The sequence below is a fragment of the Cupriavidus sp. DL-D2 genome (genome assembly GCF_039710735.1).
Taxonomy (GTDB): Bacteria; Pseudomonadota; Gammaproteobacteria; order Burkholderiales; family Burkholderiaceae; genus Cupriavidus.
Genome location: NZ_JBDKXK010000012.1, coordinates 1 through 23,202 on the forward strand (window position 1 = coordinate 1; position 23,202 = coordinate 23,202).

21 protein-coding genes are annotated in these 23,202 nt (G+C 63.7%); 10 read left to right on the forward strand and 11 right to left on the reverse strand.

Annotation, left to right across the window (positions count from 1 at the left end; translation table 11 throughout):
• Together ABDB81_RS08990 and phaP1 are read right to left on the reverse strand one after the other, a co-directional pair.
• On the reverse strand, positions 1-3,699 hold a 3,699-nt coding region (locus tag ABDB81_RS08990; RefSeq protein WP_346810628.1), incomplete at its 3' end, for a filamentous hemagglutinin N-terminal domain-containing protein.
• Between the two features lie 401 nt (positions 3,700-4,100).
• The gene (phaP1, locus tag ABDB81_RS08995; protein WP_137928596.1) at positions 4,101-4,679 is read right to left on the reverse strand and encodes a TIGR01841 family phasin PhaP1; all 579 of its coding nucleotides are present in this window, start codon (positions 4,677-4,679) and stop codon (positions 4,101-4,103) included.
• Between the two features lie 443 nt (positions 4,680-5,122).
• On the opposite strand from phaP1, the gene ABDB81_RS09000 reads away from it, so the two are divergent.
• The 4 genes from ABDB81_RS09000 (at position 5,123) to pbpG (ending at position 8,791) form a co-directional block, all read left to right on the forward strand.
• Positions 5,123-6,070: a histone deacetylase gene (locus ABDB81_RS09000; RefSeq protein ID WP_137924397.1), complete on the forward strand. Its 948-nt coding sequence runs from the start codon at positions 5,123-5,125 to the stop codon at positions 6,068-6,070.
• Between the two features lie 129 nt (positions 6,071-6,199).
• Entirely contained in the window at positions 6,200-6,667 is a 468-nt protein-coding gene (locus tag ABDB81_RS09005) for a thioesterase family protein (protein WP_346810630.1), read from the forward strand.
• Positions 6,668-6,681: 14 nt separating this feature from the next.
• A complete protein-coding gene (locus tag ABDB81_RS09010; protein ID WP_137924399.1) occupies positions 6,682-7,377 on the forward strand; it encodes a nitroreductase in 696 nt (231 codons plus the stop codon).
• A 211-nt stretch (positions 7,378-7,588) separates the two neighbouring features.
• Positions 7,589-8,791, forward strand: a complete 1,203-nt coding sequence (pbpG, locus tag ABDB81_RS09015) for a D-alanyl-D-alanine endopeptidase (RefSeq protein WP_346810632.1) — start codon at positions 7,589-7,591, stop codon at positions 8,789-8,791.
• A 90-nt stretch (positions 8,792-8,881) separates the two neighbouring features.
• On the opposite strand, the gene ABDB81_RS09020 is transcribed toward pbpG, so the two are convergent.
• Positions 8,882-9,670 (reverse strand): IclR family transcriptional regulator, encoded by a 789-nt coding sequence (locus tag ABDB81_RS09020; protein WP_137924401.1) that lies wholly within the window; start codon positions 9,668-9,670, stop codon positions 8,882-8,884.
• Between the two features lie 265 nt (positions 9,671-9,935).
• Here ABDB81_RS09020 and ABDB81_RS09025 point away from each other — a divergent pair, with 265 nt between their 5' ends.
• Genes ABDB81_RS09025 through ABDB81_RS09035 form a run of 3 tightly spaced genes read left to right on the forward strand, consistent with a single transcriptional unit; the run spans position 9,936 to position 12,373 of the window.
• Positions 9,936-10,661, forward strand: coding sequence for a (Fe-S)-binding protein (locus ABDB81_RS09025; RefSeq protein WP_346810634.1), 726 nt, complete (start codon positions 9,936-9,938; stop codon positions 10,659-10,661).
• A 36-nt stretch (positions 10,662-10,697) separates the two neighbouring features.
• Positions 10,698-12,107, forward strand: coding sequence for a LutB/LldF family L-lactate oxidation iron-sulfur protein (locus tag ABDB81_RS09030; RefSeq protein ID WP_137924403.1), 1,410 nt, complete (start codon positions 10,698-10,700; stop codon positions 12,105-12,107).
• Positions 12,107-12,373: a hypothetical protein gene (locus tag ABDB81_RS09035; RefSeq protein ID WP_160472099.1), complete on the forward strand. Its 267-nt coding sequence runs from the start codon at positions 12,107-12,109 to the stop codon at positions 12,371-12,373. The genes ABDB81_RS09030 and ABDB81_RS09035 overlap by 1 nt, the downstream gene beginning before the upstream one ends.
• A gap of 163 nt (positions 12,374-12,536) precedes the next feature.
• On the opposite strand, the gene ABDB81_RS09040 is transcribed toward ABDB81_RS09035, so the two are convergent.
• The 4 genes from ABDB81_RS09040 to ABDB81_RS09055 all read right to left on the reverse strand — a co-directional run bounded on the left by ABDB81_RS09040 (position 12,537) and on the right by ABDB81_RS09055 (position 16,203).
• A complete protein-coding gene (locus tag ABDB81_RS09040; RefSeq protein ID WP_137924405.1) occupies positions 12,537-13,331 on the reverse strand; it encodes an ABC transporter ATP-binding protein in 795 nt (264 codons plus the stop codon).
• A gap of 1 nt (position 13,332) precedes the next feature.
• Entirely contained in the window at positions 13,333-14,229 is an 897-nt protein-coding gene (locus tag ABDB81_RS09045; RefSeq protein ID WP_346810636.1) for an ABC transporter permease, read from the reverse strand.
• Positions 14,230-14,325: 96 nt separating this feature from the next.
• Positions 14,326-15,306, reverse strand: a complete 981-nt coding sequence (locus tag ABDB81_RS09050) for an ABC transporter substrate-binding protein (protein ID WP_137924407.1) — start codon at positions 15,304-15,306, stop codon at positions 14,326-14,328.
• A 360-nt stretch (positions 15,307-15,666) separates the two neighbouring features.
• Positions 15,667-16,203, reverse strand: a complete 537-nt coding sequence (locus ABDB81_RS09055) for a cytochrome P460 family protein (protein WP_137924408.1) — start codon at positions 16,201-16,203, stop codon at positions 15,667-15,669.
• Between the two features lie 224 nt (positions 16,204-16,427).
• Between ABDB81_RS09055 and ABDB81_RS09060 the strand changes: the two genes are divergently transcribed.
• Both ABDB81_RS09060 and ABDB81_RS09065 read left to right on the forward strand, forming a co-directional pair.
• Positions 16,428-17,846 (forward strand): aldehyde dehydrogenase family protein, encoded by a 1,419-nt coding sequence (locus ABDB81_RS09060; RefSeq protein ID WP_346810639.1) that lies wholly within the window; start codon positions 16,428-16,430, stop codon positions 17,844-17,846.
• Between the two features lie 156 nt (positions 17,847-18,002).
• The gene (locus ABDB81_RS09065) at positions 18,003-19,079 is read left to right on the forward strand and encodes an ATP-binding protein (protein ID WP_346810641.1); all 1,077 of its coding nucleotides are present in this window, start codon (positions 18,003-18,005) and stop codon (positions 19,077-19,079) included.
• Here ABDB81_RS09065 and ABDB81_RS09070 read toward each other — a convergent pair.
• A complete protein-coding gene (locus ABDB81_RS09070; RefSeq protein WP_346810642.1) occupies positions 19,063-20,103 on the reverse strand; it encodes a quinone-dependent dihydroorotate dehydrogenase in 1,041 nt (346 codons plus the stop codon). The genes ABDB81_RS09065 and ABDB81_RS09070 overlap by 17 nt on opposite strands.
• Before the next feature lie 69 nt (positions 20,104-20,172).
• A complete protein-coding gene (locus tag ABDB81_RS09075) occupies positions 20,173-20,973 on the reverse strand; it encodes an arginyltransferase (RefSeq protein ID WP_137924411.1) in 801 nt (266 codons plus the stop codon).
• A 201-nt stretch (positions 20,974-21,174) separates the two neighbouring features.
• On the opposite strand from ABDB81_RS09075, the gene ABDB81_RS09080 reads away from it, so the two are divergent.
• Complete coding sequence (locus ABDB81_RS09080; protein WP_346810644.1) at positions 21,175-21,744, forward strand: hypothetical protein; 570 nt, start codon at positions 21,175-21,177, stop codon at positions 21,742-21,744.
• 3 nt (positions 21,745-21,747) lie between these two features.
• Here the strand turns inward: ABDB81_RS09080 and aat are convergent, their stop codons facing one another.
• The gene (aat, locus tag ABDB81_RS09085) at positions 21,748-22,503 is read right to left on the reverse strand and encodes a leucyl/phenylalanyl-tRNA--protein transferase (RefSeq protein ID WP_346810646.1); all 756 of its coding nucleotides are present in this window, start codon (positions 22,501-22,503) and stop codon (positions 21,748-21,750) included.
• A 31-nt stretch (positions 22,504-22,534) separates the two neighbouring features.
• A complete protein-coding gene (locus ABDB81_RS09090; protein ID WP_137924414.1) occupies positions 22,535-23,119 on the reverse strand; it encodes an NUDIX hydrolase in 585 nt (194 codons plus the stop codon).
• Between the last annotated feature and the right edge of the window lie 83 nt (positions 23,120-23,202).

Here is a 23,202-nt window from a genome sequence, read left to right on the forward strand (position 1 = left end):
CATCAGGCCGAAGGCGCTGGCGACGGCTACGCCCTGGCTCATCAGCGTCTGGTATTCCTCCATCTGACTGGTGTGGCCAGCGAGGAACGTCCTGCCCGTCAGTTGGGTGATCTGGTCGCGGACCAGCTTCTGCTCGTAGAAGCCGTCACCGAGACGCTTCTGCGTCATCTGCGGATCGATGCCCAAGGCTCCAAGCATGTAGTCGCTGGAAATGAATCGTGTGTATTGCGTGAAGCGCGGGTCCGTGGCGACGAGGTAGGTGTCGCCCGGCGCAGGACGAATCGTGTACAGCCCGTTGGTCGGCAGGGTGAGGTTCGGAACGCCTCCCCCAGGTGCCGCGCCGGCGGCCAATCCAGTACTGCCGTCGCCACCGCCCGTCACCGTCGCCCCCACGGTATCCACCGACCTCACGCTGACATCCGGGGCGCTGGTCTTCACCGCCTGATTCGCCGTGGCGATGGCCGCGAGCGCCGCCACAGTGGTGGGCGCCTGCCGCGTGCTCGGATGGGGAACGACCTCGGTCTTGCTGCTGTACCCAGTTCGCTGGTGCCAGTAGAACGTAGAGGTGTCCTGCGTCGTGATCTTTTGCTGCAACACCGTGCCGACATCCTCGACCTTCCCGGCAACACGCACGAGGTTCGCACCCGCTGCCATGGTCGATGACTGGTTGAAGATGCTGCCGCCCTCGCTGTTGATGCGGATGTTGCCGCCGGCCTGGATCTTCGCGGCTTCGGTGGCGCTGATGAGCCGGTCCGTCGCCGTTGTCGTGACGGTATCGCGAGAAATCTCGGTGTAGTCGGCGCCGAAGTTTTGCTGACGCACATCGTCCGGCCGGATGTGGATGTTCGGGTCCCAATCGGGCCAGAAGGTGATGCTGTAGGTGTCGCCGTTGTCGAGGATCGCCTCGTAGTACTGCGTCGCGCGCGTGGCGATCGGGCGTGAGCAGATGCCGGTTTCGGCGTTGCAGTTGCTTGGCAGTCCGACGCCCAGACGATATTCCTCGATTGGGGATTCCGTGAAGGAGAGCGTCCGCTTGTCGGTGTCGAGTTTGGTGACGGTCGATTTGTCGACGGTCACCGTGATTGGCGTGCGCAGTGCGTTTGTCTGGGGCGTGCTGACCGGCGCGCGACCGGTGCCCCACGTCCAGCCCGGAAAGGTGATGCTGCGGTGCCAGTTCAACTCTCCGTCCGGAAGACCCGCCTGCCAGAGCCTGAGCGTCTTCACCGCCATCTGCACTGGCGTCCCCGCTTCGGTTACGATGCGCGTGCGTGTATTGCGAACGTCCTTCGCAGCGATGTCGATGTCGCCCCCGGCCTCGATCGTCGCGGATCGGTTGACCAGTTCGCCCACCTGGTTGCGCAGTAGACCCGTCTCGGGATCGCGCTCGCCGTCGCGGGCCACCTGCAGGTTGCCTGCGCTGTAGAGCGTGGCGCCATCGAGGTTCCGCACGGAGTCGGCGGCATAGACATGCAGGTTCCTCACCGCCGCGACCAGCGCAGCCGGCCCGTGGTTGACCACCTCGCTACCTTGCACGGTGACGTCGTTGCCGATGATCGCGCCGGTGTTGGTGGTTGTCGCACTGCGGGTCTGGACGGTATCGCCTTCGATGCGGCCCGCATTGGCGAGCGATTGCGACGCTTCGACTGTGGTGCGCGTGCCAACCATGCCGGCGCCCGCGGCATTCACGACCTCTGCACCTAGCACGGTCAGGCCGCCGACTGCTGCGAGCGTGCCGGTGTTGGTGAGCTTGCCGGTGGTCGAGACGCGCATGTCGCCATCGGCCCGCAGCCTGTTGTTCGCGTCGTTCTCGTAGTTGCCCGCGACGTCCAGTGACAGGTTGCGCGCCGCCGCGATCTCGCCGCTTCCCGAGATCGCGCCCGCCACGGCCACGTCCCGGTTTGCCTTGATGGTGCCCCGGCGATTGTCGAGCGAGGCGACCTGGAGGCTGACATCGGTGCCGCCGAGGAGTTGGCCGCCAGCGTTGTCGAGCGTGGCGCCAGCGTGGTCGAACGTGAAGCCCCTGCCGCCGAGGAAGATACCGCCGCGATTGCTGACGGCCATCGCGCCGTCGAGCCGCAGCCCACCGGCAGCCTGTACCGAGCCGTCGTCGTTGTCGAAGCGGCCCGCCGAGGCGATGGTGGCAGTGTCCTGGGCGCCGATCTTTCCACCCCGGTTCGACACGCTCCCGGCCGTCAGCGCCAGTGCGCCCTGGCTCGCCATCTGGGCCCGGTCGTGGAGCAGGGCGCCTCGAGCGGAGGCGGACAGATTTCCGCCCGATATGCTTGTGGCGCCCGTCAGGTCGAGATCGGCCGCGCCGGCCTGCAAGTCAAGATTCCCGCCAGCGGTGCTCTGGCTGCCCGCGAGGTCGAGTCCCGCGCCTTGCAGCAGCATGTTGCCACTGGCCTGGTTCTGGCCCGTAGCGGCGAGCTTGCCGGTGGTGGCGGTCACGCTGAGGTCGGCCGGCGAGGCGACTGTGCCATCGGGGCTCACGCCCGCGGCCAGCGTGCCGGTGGATGCCACACTGCCGCCGGTGGCGGAGAGCCGCCGCTGCGCCGCCAGCGTGCCGCTGTTCGATAGCGTGCCGTGCGCGTGGATCGACACCTGCTGCATGCCATAGGTCGTGCCGCTGTGCTCGATACCGCCGCGCGAGCGCGCGTCCAGATTGCCGCTGGCTGAAGTCTGCCCGGCCATGACGAGTCGCCCCGCCGACGTCAGCGTCAGGTCTCCGGCCTGCGCCGCTGCCACCCCGCGCAGTGACACGCCCACGCCGTGCTCGGTGGATGCCAGCAGGATCTTGTTGGCGTACATCCCGCCGAGCTCGGCCACGTCGATGCCGATGGACGGGGCAGGGCCGGCGCCGTCGATTGGCGTAGCCGCGAGCGTGTCGCGGCTGACCTGGTTGGCGCCGCCGATGACGTTGAGTTGGTTCGCATACGTCGCGGCATTGACATGCACCGCGCGCGCGATGAGATCGATCCGATCGACATGGGCGGCATTCAGCCCGTCTCCGCGCACCGCGATCTGGCCGCCAGTCACCCGGAATGCATCCAGGCTGCCGCTGCCGCCGTACATGGGCGTGCCCGTGGTCAGCGTGGCGCGGCTGGTGTTGATGAAGCCCGCACCTTCGACGAGGATGCCGGTGGGGTTGGCCACGATCACCTCGCTGCGCGGCCCCGCCACTTCGAGGTAGCCCCGTAACTGGCTTGGGTTCGAACTGGTGACCTGATTGACGATGATCCGCGCGGAACCGCCTGGCAGCAGGTTGGCGTTGCCGTTGATGAAGCCGGCCTGCTGGGTCGGCACGGCGGTCGGCGAGTTGTTGAGAATGACACCCGACCTCGGCACGTCGAACCGCGTGTAGTCGTTGATGGAGACCCCGGCGCCCGACGGCCGCGTGATATCGATCTGGGGCAGTCCGTTCGCAGTCTGGCCGATGGTCGGGCGATGCGGGCCAGCGTGGGTGTCCGCCACCACCTGCGCCCACCCGTGCACCGGCACGCCCGCTGCAATCCAGGCCGAAAGCGCCAGCCACCGGAGGGTGAAACGCACGGGAGGCGCGCCAGCGCAGTCCGATTGGACCCGGCTGCCACCATCCCGGCCTTTACCTCGGCTCACGGCGCATTCCTCCACGGCCATGAGCATGCGGCGATGCGGGTTGAAGACGAGACGGTAGCGACTGCGGTTCATAGGTTCGGCCATGCGTGTAGTGCGGGATGGCGCGGACTGTAACCGGCGGGTTGTTGGTCAGGACTTAACGACGATCAAGGCATCTGGAATCAGTTATTTTGGATTTTTTTCTATTTACATCAACCGGTTAGGCGGAAAGCGGGAGCGGCAGCAGCATCTTATTATTCAATTAACCGCCCAGCGCATTGACCGACTACGAATGCCGGGACGAAAAAAATCCCGGCTGCCTGCGTACAGGGGCCGGGGTTTGAATCGATACCTTTGGATCGGCACCGAGGAGACATGGATACGGTGCGGGCGACGTGTATTACGATGTCGCCACCGTTGGCGAAGCGCCTTGCCATCCGAAGGAAGAGAGCAGGGCGCTTGGCCAACGGACCGGCCGGAGCCGGTTCGCTGGAGCTTACTGAAGCTTAGGCAGCAGCCGTCGGCTTCTTGGCAGCCGTGCGCGCAGTGGCGCTGGCTTGCTGGGCAGCCTTCGAAGCGGCCGTGGCGGCAGCCTGGAAGTTGCTTTCGGCCATTTCAACAGCTTGCTTCGTGGCCTTCTGGACCGACTCGTAAGCGTTGTTGGCAGCCGAGATGGCCGACTTCACGATGGCTACGGTCGATTCCGAACCGGCCGGGGCGTTCTTGGCGAAGTTGTCGACCAGGGCTTGCACGTTCTTCGAGCCTTCGGCCAGTTGGGCTTCCGCTACCTTGGTGAACTCGCTTTGGGTTTCCGAAGCGATTTCATACAGGTGGCGCGTGTAGGCCAGGGTCTTTTCGGCAACCGGCTGAACCAGCGCGGCCTGGATGGTCAGGAATTCCTGTGCGTCCTTGGCCGACAGTGCCTTCTTGGCGTTGTCGACGTTTTCGGCGAACGTTGCCTTGACCACTTGCAGGTTCAGCTCGACCAGCTTTTCCACGCCTTCAAAGGCTTTCGAGGTCAGACCAAACAGGGTCTCGAGGTTGGCTTTTTGTGCGGCTGCAACTTGTTCCGGGGTCAGAATCATGCTGGTCTCCAGTGGTGAACTTCAAGGTCTAGCAAAGTGAAATTAAGCCGCCCAGATGTCAAAGCCATGACTTGTTTGTATCTTGGCTAGCCCGAGCGTATGTCCGTTTGTCAGCGCCGCGTCCCCGGCCTTTTTTGGTCCTGAGGGCTTTGATGCGCCGCAACAATTCCAATTCTAAGAATTCGGCGATAGGTGTCAAGCGGTTTTTGTGCATCGCACAAAAAATAGAGGGTGGGTGGGGGTGATAAGGGCAGGGTGCTACACGTACGCAGTGTCATACAAGGGTAAATACCGATGCGGCAACTTGGTGCGATGCACGAAAGGCAGGCGTTTGAAGCGCCATGACGCATTGCGTGCAGGACGGTGCTACCATCGCTGACTGCCCGGTCGGTCAATGATGTGAAGCCATCACAAGCCGCCCGTATCTGCTCCGCCCCGTTCCCATGTTCGCCTTCTACGCCGACCACTTCGTCCTGCCGCTGCCTCCCGGCCATCGGTTCCCGATGCGCAAATACAGCATGCTGCGCGATGCCGTGGTCCGAGAGGTGCCGGGCTTGGTGCTGCATGAAGCCCCACGAGCCGACGATAGCGACCTGACGCTGGCCCACACCCCGGCGTATGTTGCCGAAGTCTCATCCGGACAACTCGATGCCGCGCGTCAGCGCGAGATCGGTTTTCCGTGGTCCCATGAAATGGTGGAGCGCTCTCGACGTTCGGCCGGTGCCACGATTGCCGCATGCCAGACCGCACTCACGCAGGGCATCGCCGTGAACCTTGCCGGCGGCACGCACCATGCCTATGCCGACAAGGGCGGCGGTTTCTGTGTGTTCAACGATGCCGCCATCGCCGCGCGTCGATTGCAGCGTGATGGCGCCGTGCGTCGCGTGGCCGTGATCGACCTCGATGTCCATCAGGGCAATGGCACTGCATCGATTTTGCGGGACGATTCCAGCATCTTCACGCTCTCGCTGCATGGCGAGAAGAACTACCCCTTCCGCAAGGAAGCGAGCGATCTCGACGTAGGCCTGCCCGATGGGTGCGACGACGATACGTACATGGCGGCGCTCGCCGGCGCGCTCGACATGCTTCATGCCCGCTTTGCTCCCGACCTGCTGATCTATCTGGCCGGCGCCGATCCCCATGAAGACGATCGACTGGGGCGCCTGCGGCTGACCATGGCGGGCCTGGCGCGACGCGACAAGATGGTGTTCGACTTCGCGCTGTCGCAACGTCTTCCCGTTGCGGTGGCAATGGCCGGTGGCTATGGCAACCAGATCGAAAACACCGTGGCTGTGCATACGCAGACGGTGGCTCTGGCTGCGCAGTATCATGCGCGCCATTCGACAGAAAGCTGCGTGCAAGATGCAGCGGCCTTTGTCACCGCATCATGACTTTGTTGCAGTCATCGCAAAAAGTTTGGAACCTTGCGGCGTGCCGCGTGCTCATACGACCTTTCGTGTGGCGTCGGCAGCGCTATCCCACTGGCCTGTTGCCGTTGTAGTCCGACTGACTTCCTCTCGATGAAGCCCGAACCTGCTCACCGCTCCGCGTACAAGCACTTCCAGCCGATCACCACACGTTGGATGGATAACGATGTCTATGGCCACGTGAATAACGTTGTCTACTACAGTTATTTCGATACGGTCGTGAACACGTACCTGATTCATGCGGGTGCATTGGATATCGAAGCAGGCAGCACTATCGGATTGGTGATCGAGACGCAGTGCAATTATTTCTCGTCGCTGACTTTCCCGGACACGGTGGTGGCCGGATTGCGTGTGGCGAAGCTTGGCAACACGAGCGTGCGCTACGAGGTGGGGCTATTTCGCGGGGATGCCGAGATCGCTGCGGCGCAGGGCCATTTCGTGCACGTCTACGTGGATCGCGAGACGCGGAGGCCGGTAGCGTTGCCGCAGCCGTTGCGCCAGGCACTTGAGAGGCTGGTCGTGAACCAGCCCCATGACAACAACGCAGTGAACAAGAACTAAGGAGACCGCCAAGTATGTCGAACCCCGATGAGGCAGCCTGCGTCGATCGCGCCATCACCACGCGTCGATCGGTGCGCGCATTCCTGGATACGCCAGTGCCGCGCCAGACCATCGAAGACATCCTGGCCGTGGCCAGCCGTGCGCCTTCGGGCACGAATACGCAGCCGTGGAAGGTCTACGTACTGTCCGGCGACGCCAAGGTGCGTTTCTGCACCGATGTGCTGACGGCATACGACGATCCTGAACGCGATGCCAAGTATCGCGAGGAATATCCGTACTACCCGCGTGAGTGGGTCGATCCCTACCTGGCGCGCCGCCGAAAGGTGGGCTGGGACTTGTACAGCCTGCTCGATATCCGCCGCGAGGATAAATCGCGCATGCACGAGCAGCACGCGCGCAACTTCCGTTTCTTTGATGCGCCGGTCGGACTGATCTTCACCATCGATCGCATCATGGAGCAGGGAAGTTGGCTGGATTACGGCATGTTCCTCCAGAGCATCATGGTGGCGGCGCGCGCACGTGGGCTCGATACGTGTCCGCAGGCGGCTTTCACGCAGTTTCATCGCATCATCAAGGAACACCTGAAACTGACCGATGAGGAGATGGTGGTGTGCGGCATGTCCCTCGGCTTTGCCGATCCCGATGCTACGGCCAACCAGTTGATGACGGAGCGTGAACCAGTTGGACAGTTCGCGCGTTTTCTGTCCTGACTTATCCGCTGGCGAAACCTTTCGGTATCGCCGGGAGTAGTTGCACTTTGTTGTATTTGTGGTAGCGAGTGAATGACTTAAGCGGCTCATTTTTCATAATGTGGAAATGTTTGTAATTCCAACTTTAAAGAGCCGCTGTAAGTCATTAATCTTGCTATAGATTTCTTAATTTTCTAAACTAGCGCCATTCCGCAGCCGCGCTGAGCAGACCATGTTCCGGACCGAATCCTTTATGTCTCGACTCTTCGGCCTTCCCCAACTGACGGCCTTTGCCACCACGGCATTGGTGTCCGTTGCCTTGATGACCGCACCGGTAGCGTACGCAGCGACGAAGTCGACTGCGACGAAATCGTCGGCCAAAAAGACCGAAAAAGTTTCAAAATCCGCTAAATCCGTAAAATCCTCGAAGAAGACTGCAGCCATTAGTGCCGCGCCGTCCTCGCGCAAGGTGATTGTCGTGAAGAACGGCAAACGCACCGTGGTGGCCAGCCGTGCCGCCCCGGTCCGTGCCGCGTTCGTGCCGGCCAAGCCGTCGTTGGGCGAGGCCATGGGCCTGCGCGATACCGATGACGCGCTGTCGCTGCGTTCGTCCGTCGCCCTGGTGCTGGATCAAAACACCAACGAGGTGCTGTTCCAAAAGAATTCCACGGCCGTGCTGCCCATCGCCTCCATTACCAAGCTGATGACGGCGCTGGTGGTGATGGATTCCCGGTTGCCGATGGATGAAATGCTGACGGTTTCCGAGGATGACCGGGATACCGAGAAACACAGCAGCTCGCGCCTGCGCTTTGGGACCACGCTGACGCGCCATGAGATGCTGCTGCTCGCGCTGATGTCGTCCGAGAACCGCGCCGCGTCCGTGCTGGGCCGCAGCTATCCGGGTGGCCTGCCGGCGTTTGTAAGCGCGATGAACAAGAAGGCGCGCGAACTGGGCATGAACGACAGCCACTTCGTCGACTCCAGCGGGTTGTCGAGCAGTAACGTCTCCAGTGCGATGGATCTCGCGCGCCTGGTCAATGCGGCGTACCGCAATCCCACTATCCGCGAGTTTTCCACGCAGACCGAGCACGAAGTGAATGTGCTGGGCCGCTCGCAGCACTACGTCAGCACGAATCGCCTGGTGCGCGGCGGCAATTGGGAGATCGGCCTGCAGAAGACTGGCTACATCTCCGAGGCCGGCCAATGCCTGGTGATGCAGACGCGCGTCAATGATCGCAACGTGGTGATGGTGTTCCTGGATTCGGTGGGCAAGCTGTCGCGCTTTGCCGATGCCACCCGGGTGCGAAGCTGGCTTGAGCATCAGCCTCCGTCGGCAGGGGGCCAGCCTCGCCCTTTTCCTTCGACGCCCAATCTTACGCAGGGTCCTAAGTCCCCTGCGATGGTCCTGGTGTCCCATCACTCGCACGGCACCTGATCACATTCAGATTGCTGCAACGAAAAACGCGCCGGAGGGCTTGGCCCCCGGCGCGTTTTTCATTGCATGGCTTGCCGAGCCGGACTGCGATCAGGCCGCCACCGTATCGGGCACATAGCCCATGCCGCGCGAGATCTGCAGCGCGGTTTCCTTGAGGTTCTGCAGCCAGCTATCCTGCAGCCGATCCGCGGGTGCTGACAGCGACAGGCCAGCCACCAGCCGACGCGAATCGTCGTAGATGCCGGCGGCGATGCAGCGCACGCCAAGCTCCAGTTCTTCGTTGTCGCGTGCATAACCGTTCGAGCGGACCCAGCTCAGCTCGCGTTCCAGCCGGGCAATCTCGGTGATCGATGTGCGCGTATGGCCGGCCAGGCCGGTGCGCGTGGCGTAGTTGCGTACGCGAGCCGATTCGTCAGCGGCCAAAAACAGCTTGCCGACCGAGGTCAGATGCAGCGGCGCGCGGCCACCGATGGCGCGCACCACCTGCATGCCCGAGCGCTCGCTGTACGCGCGCTCGATATACACGATCTCATCGCCCTGGCGTACCGACAGGTTCACGGTTTGACCAGTGACGCGATGCAGCGCGCGCATCGGCGCCAGCGCCGCGTCGCGCACCGACAGGCGCGCCTTGACGAGATTGCCCAACTCCAGCAGCCGCATGCCCAGGCGGTAGCTGCCTGGATCGGAACGATCGACAAAGCGGCACGCCACCATATCGTTGAGGATGCGGTGCGCGGTAGAAGGGTGCAGGCCGGTAGCCAGCGAGAGTTCCTTCAGGCTGACGGGGTCTGCGTGCTGGGCCAGCGCATCCAGTAGCGTCATCATGCGCTCGATCACCTGGATCGAGGTCTTGCCGGGTGACTTGTCTGCTTCTGCCATAGGGAAAATGTTGCCGTGCGGCAAAAATTAAGCGTCTGCCTGATTCTATCTCGCATTGTGAAAATTTCAACTGGTGAAATGCGATTCCCGAGATTTCCTTCCAGACATTGCGCGATGAGCGGCCGCATGAAATGAAGCATGCGCCTCATGAAAAGGTGAGGTGCACAGCACCGCCCAAGGGTTTCCCCATGCACGCCGATGCCCGCAGTGGCCGGGCAGGCAGGCATAATTGCGGGGTTTCCGGGTCTGGAGTAAAGGTTTAACGATGCGAATCGGACTGTTCGCCACCTGTCTGGTGGACCTCATGCGTCCCGAGATCGGGTTTTCGGTGCTGAAGCTGCTGGAGTCGGCGGGCTATGAGGTCATGGTGCCCGAGGCGCAAACCTGTTGCGGGCAGCCCGCCTACAACTCCGGCGAACGAGGCGTCTCGCGTGACCTTGCCGAGAAATTCCTGCGCGAATTCGAGATGTTCGATTATGTGGTGGTGCCGTCAGGTTCATGCGGCGGCATGATCCGCCAGCACTATCACGACTTGCTGCGCGACGATCCCGAACTTAACGGCCGCTACGAGCGGCTGCGTGAACGGGTGTACGAACTTACCGATTTCCTGGTCAACGTGGCGAAGATCGAATCGCTTGACTCGGGTTTTTCCGGGCACGTTACGTATCACGATTCCTGCTCTGGGCTGCGCGAACTCGGCGTCAAGCAGCAGCCGCGCGCACTGCTTGGCAAACTGCCCGGCGTGCAACTGACCGAGATGAAGGATTGCGAATCATGCTGCGGGTTTGGCGGCACGTTCTCGGTCAAGTACGGCAATATCTCCACGGCAATCGTCGACGAGAAATGCACGAACATTCAGGCCAGCGGCGCCGATGCCGTGGTGCTGGGAGACCTCGGCTGCATTCTCAATATCGAAGGCCGCTTGCGGCGGTCCGGCGATTCGCGCACGCGCGTGCTCCATATCGCGCAGGTGCTGGCGGGCGACGCCTGAACGCGTCCACGCCAACCCACAATCGGAGCCCCCACGATGCAAGTCCACAGCATGGAATTCAAGGCGCGCGCCGGCCAGAAGCTGGCCGACCAGCGCTTGCAGCAGAATCTCAAGAAGCTCTCCACGAAGTTCGTGACCGCGCGGGCCGATGCCATTCGCGATATCGACTTCGATGCCACGCGCGCCGCGCTCAAGGAGCGGCGCAACCGGGCGCTGGAAAACCTCGACGTCTGGCTCGCCACGTTCGAGGAGAACGCAACGAAGCGCGGCGCCACCGTGCTGTTCGCGGAGTCCACTGCGGACGCAGCCAGGCTTGTGGCCGAGATCGCGCAGAAGCACGGCGTGAAGAAGGTCATCAAGAGCAAGTCGATGGTGACCGAGGAAATGCGGCTGAACCAGGTGCTTGGCGAGATGGGCGTGCAGAGCATCGAGACCGATCTCGGCGAGTACATCCTGCAGATCAACGATGCCGAACCGCCGTCGCACATCATTGCGCCGGTGATCCACAAGGACAAGGACGAGATTGCCGATCTCTTCGCCAAGGTCCATAACAAGCCGCGCCTGACCGATATTCCGGAGATGACGCGCGAGGCCCGCGAGGTACTGCGTCCGGAGTTCCTGTCCGCCGACATGGGCGTGACGGGCGGCAACTTCATCATCGCGGAGACCGGCTCGGTGGCCGTGGTCACGAACGAGGGCAACGAAGGCATGTGTACGATCATGCCGCGCGTCCACGTGGCCGTGACTGGTATCGAGAAGGTGCTTCCGACGCTGGAGGACCTGGCCACGGTGATGCGCCTGCTGCCACGCTCGGCGACCGGGCAGGCCATCTCCAACTATTTCTCGATCCTGACCGGGCCGCGCGCGGAAGGCGAGCGCGATGGTCCCGAACATATGTACTTCGTGCTGGTCGATGGGGGACGCAGCGGGCTCATCGGCGGCGAGTTTCAGGAGATGCTGCGCTGCATCCGCTGCGGGGCCTGCATGAACCATTGCCCGGTCTACCAGAAGATTGGGGGGCACGCGTATGGCTGGGTGTATCCGGGGCCGATGGGCAGCGTATTGACGCCGAGTTACGTGGGGCTGGCCAACGCCGTGGACTTGCCGCAGGCGGCTACGCTGTGCGGTGAATGCAACCGCGTGTGTCCGGCGTCGATCCCGTTGTCCGACCTGCTGCGCAAGCTACGCGAAAAGCAGATGGAGCGCGGCCTGCGGCCTTGGCAGGAGCGCATGGCGCTGCAGGTCTGGGGCTATGTGGCGCGTCGACCGGATCTCTACGCGTTCGTCACTCGCCTCGGCGCGCGGCTGATGGCGCGCATGGGCGGGCGTGGCAAACTGATTTCCCGATTGCCGATGGCCGGCAAGGGGTGGACCGATACCCGCGACATGCCGGCCCCAAGCGGTCGCACGTTCCGAGAACTTTATAAAGAAAGGAGGGCGCGTTGATGGGCGCCAATCAATCTACGCTGGCCGCGATGCGGCAGACACTCGATTCGCACATCGCCGGCCAGTTGCCGGTCAGCGAACTGGTCGCGCAATGGCGTGCCTCGGCGGCGTCGCTGACGTTGCCACCGGTATTCGGTCAGGCGATGGAAGAATTGCTGCGCCGCATGGAGATGGCTGCAGCGTTTGCGCAAGACAGCTGCTCGTTTTCGAGCACGGCCGTGACGGATCAGTTGGGAAAATGGCTGGAGAAGGCGGGGACGGTTTGATCTGAACCTACCGCGGTAGCGCTCCCCTCTCCCACATCGTGGGAGAGGGGCTGGGGGAGAGGGCAGGAGGTTCTGCTTGCCGACATGCTGCAATTTGAACCGCTGGCCCTCTCCCCCGACCCCTCTCCCGCAGGCGGGAGAGGGGAGTAACTTCCAGAGTTAATCACCCCAACAACAACGCATCATCATCCAGCTGCTCATGCCGTGTCTGCTCGAACATCTTCAGCAGATCCGGCACGTCGAGCCCCTTGCGCTGCTCGCCGGACACGTCGAGCACGACCTGCCCCTGGTGCAGCATGACCGTGCGCTGTCCATAGTCCAGCGCCTGGCGCATCGAGTGCGTGACCATCATCGTGGTCAGCTTGCTTTCCTCGACGATGCGTGCGGTCAGTTCCAGCACGAACGCTGCAGTCTTTGGGTCCAGCGCGGCGGTGTGCTCGTCCAGCAGCAGAATGCGCGACGGCTGCAGTGATGCCATCAGCAGGCTCACTGCCTGACGCTGGCCGCCCGAAAGCAGACCAATACGGTCCGTCAGGCGATTTTCCAGGCCGAGGTTCAGCAAGCGCAGCTTGTCGCGGAACAACTCGCGCGAGGGCTTGTTCAGCGCCGGGCGGAAGCCGCGACGCGAGCCGCGTGCCATGGCCAGCGCCATGTTCTCCTCGATCGTCAGCGCCTCGCACGTACCGGCCATCGGATCCTGGAACACGCGCGCCACCAGATGGGCGCGATCCCAGGCCGGCTGGCGCGTCACGTCCGTGTCATCGATCATGATCCGGCCGGTGTCGACCATCGTGTCGCCGCTCACCGCGTTGAGGAACGTGGACTTGCCCGCGCCGTTCGAGCCGATCACGGCGACGAACTGGCCCGCCGGGATTTCCAGGCTCAGACCGCGCAGCGCGCGGTTCTCGATTGGCGTGCCCGGGTTGAACGTGAGTTTCAGGTTTTCAGCGCGCAACATGTCAGGCACCTCCATTCTTGCGGCCGAACAGCTTCTTGCGCGTGGCCGGCAGCACCAGCGCCAGCGTCACGAGCGCGGCGGTGACAAGATTCAGATCCTGCGCCTTGAGGCCGATGAATTCCGAGTTCAGCGCCAGCGCGATAAAGAAGCGATACAGGATCGCGCCGATCACGACGGCCAGCGTCACGTAGACGAGGCGACGCGCCGGAATGATGGTCTCGCCGATGATCACGGCAGCCAAGCCGATCACGATCGTGCCGATACCCATCGAGATGTCGGCACCGCCCTGCGTCTGGGCGAACAGCGCGCCAGCCAGCGCCACCAGCGCGTTCGACAGTGCCATGCCGGCCAGCGTGGCACGGCCGGTGGGCACGCCCTGTGCGCGCGCCATGCGCGGGTTGGCGCCGGTTGCGCGCATGGCGAGGCCGAGTTGCGACGAGAAGAACCAGTCCAGCGCGAGCTTGGCAAGGATCACGACGACGAACAGCACAAGCGGGCGCAGCACGTAATCGGGCAGCCATTCGGGCTGGAGAATCGTGAAGATCGTCGGCTCGGTGATCAACGGCACATTGGGTCGGCCCATGATGCGCAGGTTGACCGAGTACAGCGCGATCATCATCAGGATACTGGCGAGCAGATCCATGATCTTGAGCCGCACATTGAGCCAGCCGGTGACAAAGCCGGCCATCGCGCCGGCGACAATCGCCACCAGCGTCGATACGAACGGGTCTTGACCGGCGGAAATCAGCGTGGCCGCCACGGCGCCGCCCAGCGGGAAGCTGCCATCGACGGTCAGGTCGGGGAAATTGAGGATGCGGAACGAGATCAGCACCCCGAGCGCCACGAGGCTGAAGATCAGACCGATCTCCAGGGCGCCCAGCAGGGAAAACAGGGACATGGGGGAATCCTTTGCGGGCCGTCCGGATGGCCCGGGTAGGGCCATGGGGGCGCTTCGGGCCGCGCGCCGCAGGGTAGGGCGCGCGGCGCGGCGGTATTACTTGATGACGGTCTTGGCTTCCTTGACCAGATCCGGGGCCAACGTCACGCCCTGCTTGCCAGCGGCGGTGGTGTTGACGAACAGTTCCAGGTTGTCGGAAGTTTGCGAGGCAATCGCACCGGGCTTCTCGCCCTTCAGGATGCGAACCACGACCTTGCCGGTCTGATGGCCGAGATCGCCGTAGTTGATGCCCAGCGCGGCAATGGCGCCACGCTTCACGCTGTCGGTGTCGGACGCCACCAGCGGGATCTTCGATTCGTTGGCCACCTTGACCAGCGATTCGTAGGCCGAGACCACGTTGTTGTCGGTGTTCGTGTAGATCACGTCGACCTTGCCGATCAGGCTCTTGGCAGCCGGTCCGATGTCCACGGTACGCGGTGCGGCGGCTTCCTTGAGCGACAGGCCCTGCTTGGCCAGCAGTTCCTTCAGTTCCTTGACCACCACCACCGAATTGGCTTCACCGGGGTTGTAGACCATGCCGACGGTCTTGGCGTTGGGAACGACGCGCTTGATCAGCGTGACCTGCTTGTCGAGCGGCAGCTTGTCCGAGACGCCCGTGACGTTGGTGCCCGTGGCGGTCCAGGTCTTCACGAGCTGGGCAGCCACCGGATCGGTCACACCGGAGTACACCACGGGAACGGTCTTGGTGGCGGCGACCACGGCCTGTGCCGACGGCGTGGCGATGGCCACGATGGCGCTCGGCTGGTCGCCCACGAACTTGCGTGCGATCTGTGCGGCGGTCCCCGGATTGCCCTGGGCGCTCTGGTATTCCCACTTCAGGTTCTTGTCGGCGTCGTAGCCGGCAGCCTTCAGTTCGTCGCGCACACCGTCGCGAATGGCGTCGAGCGCCGGGTGATCCACGATCGACAGGACCTTCACGGTAGCCGTCTGGGCCTGCACGGCGCCGCCGTAGAGCAGGGCCAGCGCGACCGCGCTGCCGAGGATGGTCTGGGTGGTGGATGCCTTGAGACGCAGCATGTAATTGTTCTCCCCCGAAGGATCGGTGCTATCAGTCAGCCGCAAGCGGTACACGGCCGTCCTGCCAGGGCGACCACGTACACGAAAAGCGTGCTGCATGACGGCCCGGCGGTCCAAGGAGGACGCTGCGCGCCTGGCGGCAGGTGCAGGCGCGCGCGTGACCGCATCGGATGCGACGGCGCGAAGCCTGCGAGGATACCATTTTCGGGGGTGGGATGGCTCGCTTTTAGTGCTGCATAGCGGCATATCCTGCCGTAAAACGCCTCCGGGGGACGAGGCTACCGCAAGAAATTGCGCCGAAAAGCCGATTTTGGCGTGTTTTGGCTCACCTGCCGCAAGCGGCTCCTGCTACAAATTGCGTCACGGTGCAAGGCGGGTAAACACATAGTCCCGGTCCTTCACGAGCGCGTTGTGGCAGGCAAAGCAGGTCTGATGCTGGGCCAGGTCGGCCGGCTTGCCGTCAATGAAGCGCCCGTAGCCCCAACCGCCCGATGCCGCGTACTTCTTCGAGTCCTTGACCATGACCTGCACGGTGGTGGCCTTGCCTGGAACCAGCGCGGAGGCGAAGTCGGGCGACTGCGTGTATTTCCACGCCAGCTTGACCAGTACCGCGCCGTCCGGGAACGGCAGCTTGCCGCTCTTGTAGGCGTCGATGGCGATCTGGTTGCCCACCACGGTACGGAGTTCGTTGAGTGGCTCGTGTTCCAGTGCCGGTGCCACCAGTTCCCACTTGCGATAGCCCTCGGGAATCGTCACGCCGTAGATCGGCGAGGCATTCGGATTCGCTGCGGCCTTGTCCGCCGACTTCTCTGCGGCGATGGCGTGCGCGGCGAAGAGCGTGGCGCACAACGTGGCGGCGCCTGCTGCAACGATGGCGGCAGTGTGGATCTTCTTCATGGGGCTTCTCCAGGCGGGGTTTGGTCTGGGCTCCATTGAGACGGGGCCGTGTATTGCCTTTGTGTCTGGGAAGGGGCGGGCTTGTATCGGCGTGTATCACGGCTTTGCCGCGATACGTCGGATCACACAACGCCCACCGCAAGCTACGGATGCGATACGTCGGCGCCTTACAGTGGCCCTCATGGCAGCGCGATTCAACGTTGCCGTGCATTTGGAGAAATACCATGCGAAACCTGAATACCGCCTATATCGATGGCCAGTTCGTGCGCGTGCAGGGCACGGAAACCCTGGAGATTGCCAACCCGGCAACCGGTGCGCCGCTCGCCGTGGTGACGCTGGCAAATCGTGCCGACGCACGCCGCGCCATCGCCGCCGCGCGAGATGCCCAGGCGCTGCTGCGCCAGACTGGCAAGGCCGAGCGCATCGACATGTTGCGGCGTCTGCAGACTGCGGTGTTGCGCTACACCGATGCGATCCGGGATGTCACCATCGAAGAGTACGGAGCGCCGGTGGCGCGGGCCCAGTGGGTCAGCCAGTACGCGTCGCAATGTTTCGCCAGTGCAGCGCAGGCGCTGGAGGATTACCCGCTGAGCTACGAGGTGGGCACGGCCACGGTGACGATGGAACCGGTAGGTGTCTCGGCGTTGATCGCACCGTGGAACAGCACGGCGGGCACGGTGTGCAGCAAGCTGGCGTCCGCGCTCGCGGCGGGTTGCGCCACGGTGATCAAGCCGAGCGAACTGAGCCCGCTCCAGACCCAGGTTCTTTGCGAAGCGCTGCACGAGGCTGGCCTGCCTTCCGGTGTGTTCAATGTGCTGCTGGGCCGTGGCGCCGATGTGGGTGACGAGATCTGTACCAGCCCGCATGTCGCGCGGATTTCCTTTACCGGCTCCACGCAGACCGGCAAGGTCATTGCGCGGGCCGCAGTGGAGACCATGAAGCGCGTGACGCTGGCGCTATCGGGCAAGTCGGCGGTCATCGTGCTCGATGACGCCGACCTGGCCCACGCGCTGCCGTTGGCGGTGGGCGGGGCGTTCATGAACAACGGCCAGGCTTGCGTGGCCGGCACACGGCTGCTGGTGCCGCATGCGCGCATGGCCGAAGTAACGGAGCGGGTGCGCGAGATCGTCGGGAAGCTCCAGGTGGGCGATCCGCGCGACCCGGCCACGACGATCGGCCCGCTGGCCAGTCGCGCACAGTTCGATCGCGTGCAGCGTTTCATCCGTCGCGGCCTGGAGCAGGGCGCCGTGCTGGTGGCCGGTGGCGAAGGCCGTCCGGAAGGTCTGCCCGAAGGTTTCTTCGTGAAGCCTACGGTATTCGCCGGCGTCCACAACGATATGGAGATCGCCCGAGAGGAAATCTTCGGCCCGGTCCTGTCGATCATCGGCTACGAGACCGAACAGGAGGCCGTCGATCTTGCTAACGACTCGGTCTACGGCCTGTTCGGCTACGTGTACTCGGCGGATGTGGCGCGTGCGCGGGGCGTGGCGGCGCAGATGCAGACCGGATCGGTGCTGGTCAATCGCATCGATCCGGAGGTGCTGGCGCCGTTCGGCGGGGTCCGTCAATCGGGTGTGGGCCGGGAGTTCGGCCTGGCGGGGCTCGTTTCATACCTTGAGCCGAAGACGGTGGCGGTGCGCTGATTTTCCCGAAACAGCCGGGGTGGCGATATCGTCACCTCGCATAGGGTGCAGTAAATGAACGTATAGGGTGGGCGAACTCACGTTCAATGGTGCGTGCACTGCGACCATGGTGTCATACCGTTCAGCCGTTCTGTGAGGCGGCTTACGGAGAATGTGATGACCATGCAACCGACCCTTTCGCACCGCATCGCCGCGCCTGCGGCGCCACTGACCGCGGCTGAGACCGGGCCGGCCAAGGGCGTCCTGCGTCGCTGCGGCGATATTTTTGCGCGCTACGATCGCGTACGCATCGGTGTGTCGGCGCTCCTGGTGATGCTGCTCGGGGTTGCTGCGTGGGTCGGCCTGCATGGGGTGATGGGACGCGTGACCGCAGCGGCGGAGATAGCAATTTTCGTGTTGCTGGCCTGCGTGATGGGCTTCGCCGTCGTTGCCGCGCTCTGTGCGGCGCATCTGCTGGCGGTGCAGGCGGCCCTGGGTACGCTCGCCTCGCGGATCGAGAATCCGCCACCGTCCGACGATGTGGGCCAGTTCCTGCCAGTGGAGGGGCCGGCCGTCGTCAGGCGGCTCGTACAGACAATCAATCTGGCGAAGCAGCAATGCGTGGAGCGTGAATCGGAATTGCTGGCGGTGCAGGCGTCGTACGCCCACGACTTGCGCACGCCGATGACCCGGTTGATGCTGCGCAGCGAACTGATCGACGATGCCGTGCTGCGCGGTGCCATCGAGCGCGATCTCGACGAAATGCGCGAACTAGCCGAGGCCAGCCTGGCCTGCGCCCGCATGCAGGGCAGTGCGCCCCAGTCATTGCGGCATGTCGATGCCGATCATTTGCTCGATGCGCTGCTGGTCAACTATCGGGACGCCGGTCTTCCCATCCCGCTGGAGGGCCGCATCGGATGCCCCGTGCTGACGTGCCCCCATGCGCTGCGACGGATACTCGTCAACCTGATCGACAATGCACTGCGCTATGGCTGCAATGTGCAGATGTCGGTGCGCGTGGAGGCGCAGCGGCTGACGGTTTGCGTCCTGGATTCCGGCCCGGGGATCTCTCCCGCGCAACTCGAAACGGTGTTCCAGCCCTGGTATCGCGCGCCGGAAACGGCGGCGCGCGCACAGGGCAGCGGGCTCGGGCTCGCCATTGCCCGACGGCTGACGCAGGCGATTCGCGCGGACCTGCGGCTGGCCAATCGCAGTGAAGGCGGCCTGGAAGCGCGCCTTACGTTGCCGCTCTGAGCGCGGTGGCACACTCGCGCACGAGCGTGGGGCCGCGATAGATCAGGCCGCTGTACACCTGCACCAGCTCGGCACCGGCATCGATCTTTGCACGCGCGCCGGCACCGTCGAAGATGCCGCCCACGCCGATGATCGGTAGCGCATCGCCAATCACTTTGCGCAGCTCTCGCACCACACGCGTCGACGCATCGAATACGGGGCGGCCCGACAGCCCGCCTGCTTCCTCGGCATGGGGCAGGCCCTTGACCGCATCGCGTGAGATGGTCGTGTTGGTGGCGATCACGCCATCAATCTGGTGGCGCACCAGTGCATCGCCGATATTGCGGATCTGATCGTCATCGAGATCGGGAGCGATCTTCAGCGTGACCGGCACGTAGCGCTTGTGCTGGTCGGCCAGCCGCTGTTGCGCGGCCTTGAGCGTGGACAGCAGGCTGTCCAGTTCGCTGGCGCCCTGCAACTGGCGCAGGTTCGTGGTGTTCGGCGACGAGATGTTGACCGTCACGTAGCTTGCGTGCGGATAGACGCGTTCCAGGCAATAGAGGTAGTCGTCCGCCGCGCGCTCGATTGGCGTATCGGCGTTCTTGCCGATGTTCAGTCCCAGCACGCCACCCTCGGCCTTCCAGCGCGACGCCTGCACGTTACGCACGAACGCATCCACGCCGCCATTGTTGAAACCCATCCGGTTGATCAGCGCATCCGCCTGCGGCAGCCGGAACATGCGCGGACGCGGGTTGCCGGGCTGCGCGCGGGGCGTCACGGTTCCCACCTCGATAAAGCCGAACCCGAAAGCGGCCAGGCCGTCGATATAGGCGCCGTCCTTGTCGAGTCCGGCTGCCAGGCCCACAGGATTCGGAAAGCGGATGCCCATCACGGTGCGCGGATCGCTGGCAATGCTGTTGCCGATGCAGCCGGCCAGCCCCAGGCGCCGGGCGCGCATCAGGTTGTTGAGCGTGAAATGGTGGGCGTCCTCCGCATCCATCGAGAACAGGGCGGGGCGAAACAGGGGGTAGAGCGCGTTGAGCACGGGGCAGGAGCGGCCGGCGGCCGGCGTGAAGTCGGTATCAGGCCGGCATTGTAGCCGCTCAGCGATGGCTCATTCCTGTGCCGGACCCGGCTGGCGTGGCGCAGGCGGTGGAGCGGCGGGTGCCGACGCTTCGTCGAATGCCTGCCACTGGTTGCCCGTCAGCACCTGCAGCGGCTGGAAGCGCGCCTTGTAGGCCATCTTGCGGCTTTCGGCGATCCAGTAGCCCAGGTAAAGGTGTGGCAGTCCAAGTTCGCGCGTCTGGGCGATCTGCCAGAGGATGTTGTACGTCCCATAACTGGCGCCCTCGATCAGCGGATCGTAGAACGTGTAGACCGAAGACAGGCCGTCATCGAGCACGTCGATCATGCTGACCATGCGCAGCTTGCCGGCCTCGGCCGAGCCAGGCGGCTCGCGGAACTCCACGAGCCGGGAGTTGACGCGGCTCTGCAGCAGGAACTGCTCGTACTGGTCGCGGCTGTCCTGATCCATGCCGCCCCCGGCATGACGCATCGACTGGTACATCAGATAGAGCGCGTAGTGTTCTTCGACATAGGTCAGCGGCGCCACCAGCGCCTGCAGCCCCTGATGCTGGCGCCAGGCCCGGCGCTGGCTGCGATCGGGCCGGAACTGGTCTGTCACCACACGGCAGGGCGTGCAGGCACGGCATTCGTCGCAATAAGGACGATACGTGAAGATGCCACTGCGGCGGAAGCCGGCGCGTACCAGCCGTGAATAGACGTCGGCATTGATCAGGTGGGCCGGCGTGGCCACCTGCGAGCGCGCCATGCGACCATCGAGATAGCTGCAGGCGTAGGGCGCCGTCGCATAAAACTGCAGCGCGGATAGCGGTAGTTCCTTTAGCTTGCTCATGACGTCTAGGGGCGGAGGTCGAGCACCGGCTCAGGGCTGTTCCAAGGGTGTGATAGGCAGTCTATCAGACACGATGGAGGACGGTGAGCCGGGGTCCGGCGCGGCTCATTTGCGCGTTACGAAGGCGGCATGCATTTTGAGAGTCGTCCCATATCGCTTTCGCGCCATCACTCCTTACCATGTGGGGCATCTGGCACATGAATGGAGAAGAACATGAGACCCCTGGCGATAACGGACGCTGGCACGGCAGGAAATGCCGGGTTGGCGGGGGACGGCGGACGATGGAGCCGATACGCCAACATGGCAACGGTTGTCGCGGTCGGCATCACAGTGATCGCCGCCGTGTTTGGCATGCTGCAGCAGCAGACGGGGATGATCCAGCAGAGCATTCGCGCCGAAGTCGGGAAGGCTGTCCGCGAGGAGGTGGAGCGGATTGTCCCGCAGGTGGTCCGTGACGAGGTGCAGCGTGTGCTTCCGCAAGCCATCCGGAGCGAACTTGCGCCACTCGAAACAAAGATCGAGGAGATGGACAAGCGGCTGACCGGCACCATCGACGAATTGGACAAGCGGCTGGCCGGCAGAATCGAAGAAATGGACAAGCGGTTGACCGGCAGGATCGATGAAATGGACAAGCGGTTGTCGGGCCAGATCGACAAGGTCGAGCGCCGGCTGGACCGGGTGGATCGACGGCTGGAGTTCCTGTCCGATAACGCTTCGCAGCTCAACTCCCGCATCGGCCGGCTGGAAGGGGCGCTGCTGCCGCGCCAGTAGCAGTCAGCCGTGAGCGGCGTTGGCCTGCGAACCCGTCCAGTGGGTCAGAGCCGTTTTGTCGAAGCGCCAGGGTTGAATGTCCGGCGCGGCAGTCGCTTGCCGCACATGGGCCACAAATTCTCCACGCGGAATTGGCTGGGCGCCAAGGGAGGCCAGATGGTCGGTCTCCTGCTGGCAGTCGATCATGGCCACGCCGTGATTCGCGAGAAAACCGCACAGGGCCGCCAGCGCGATCTTCGACGCGTCCGTGCGATGCGCGAACATCGACTCGCCGTAGAACATGCGGCCCAGGGCCACGCCATACAGCCCGCCAACGCGCTCTCCCTGATACCAGGTTTCCACGGAGTGTGCGCGGCTTCCCCGATGCAGTGCACTGTAGGCGGAAACGATCTCGTCGGTAATCCACGTGCCGAGCTGTCCGTCGCGCGGCGTCATGGCGCAGGCCCGCATCACTGCGACGAAGTTGTCGTCCACGCGGATTTCCCAATCCGGGTCGCGCAGTACCCGTCGCAGCGTTTTGCGCAGGGAGGGGGATATCTTGAGGGCCGCAGGGACCAGGACCATGCGGGGGTCGGTGCTCCACCACAGCACCGGCTGACCATCGGAGTACCACGGGAAGATGCCCTGCCGGTAGGCGAGCAACAGCCGCTGGGGTGTGAGGTCTCGGCTGGCTGCGAGAAGACCGGGCGCGTCACTTGTTTCGCCAAGCGCGTGCTCGACGGGTGGAAACGGATCCTGCGGGTCAAGCCAGGTGATCATGCGCGGGAGGGTGCGAAGCGCCTGGTAGCCGTCAGGGTGCGACCGTGGCGGGACTGGTCAGCGGACGCATCGGCTTGTCGATGTCCATCGTGTGCAGTCGGAAATCGCCTGCCGCAATCCTGCCCGACGCACGATCGGCGAAGAAGCTGCGCAGCGTGTGAATGACGGTGGGAAAGGCCAGTTCGTCCCATGGCACCTCGGACTCGTCGACGAGCTTGACCTCGAGGCTTTCCTCGCCGGGGGCTATATCGAGGTCCTGCAATTGTGCGAGGTAGAACAGATGCACCTGATGGACGTGCGGCACGTTGAGCATCGAGAACAGTTCGCCTACCTGCACGCGGGCACCGGCTTCCTCCAGTGTCTCGCGTGCTGCCGCTTGCGCCGTGGTCTCACCGATTTCCATGAAACCGGCAGGTAGTGTCCAGAACCCATAGCGCGGCTCGATGGCACGTTTGCAGATCAGGATCTTGTCTTCCCAGACAGGGATCGTGCCAACGACGTTGCGCGGATTCACATAGTGGATGGTGCCGCAGCCGTCGCAAACGCTGCGCGGACGATTGTCACCTTGAGGCACGCGCAGGACCACCGCATGACCACAGTTCGAGCAGAATTTCATGGAGGAGCGTCCGGGAAGAATGGCGCCAAGTGTAACACCGCGCCGCCCGGTCGCTCCTGTGGCGCCATGAGTGAAAAACCCTG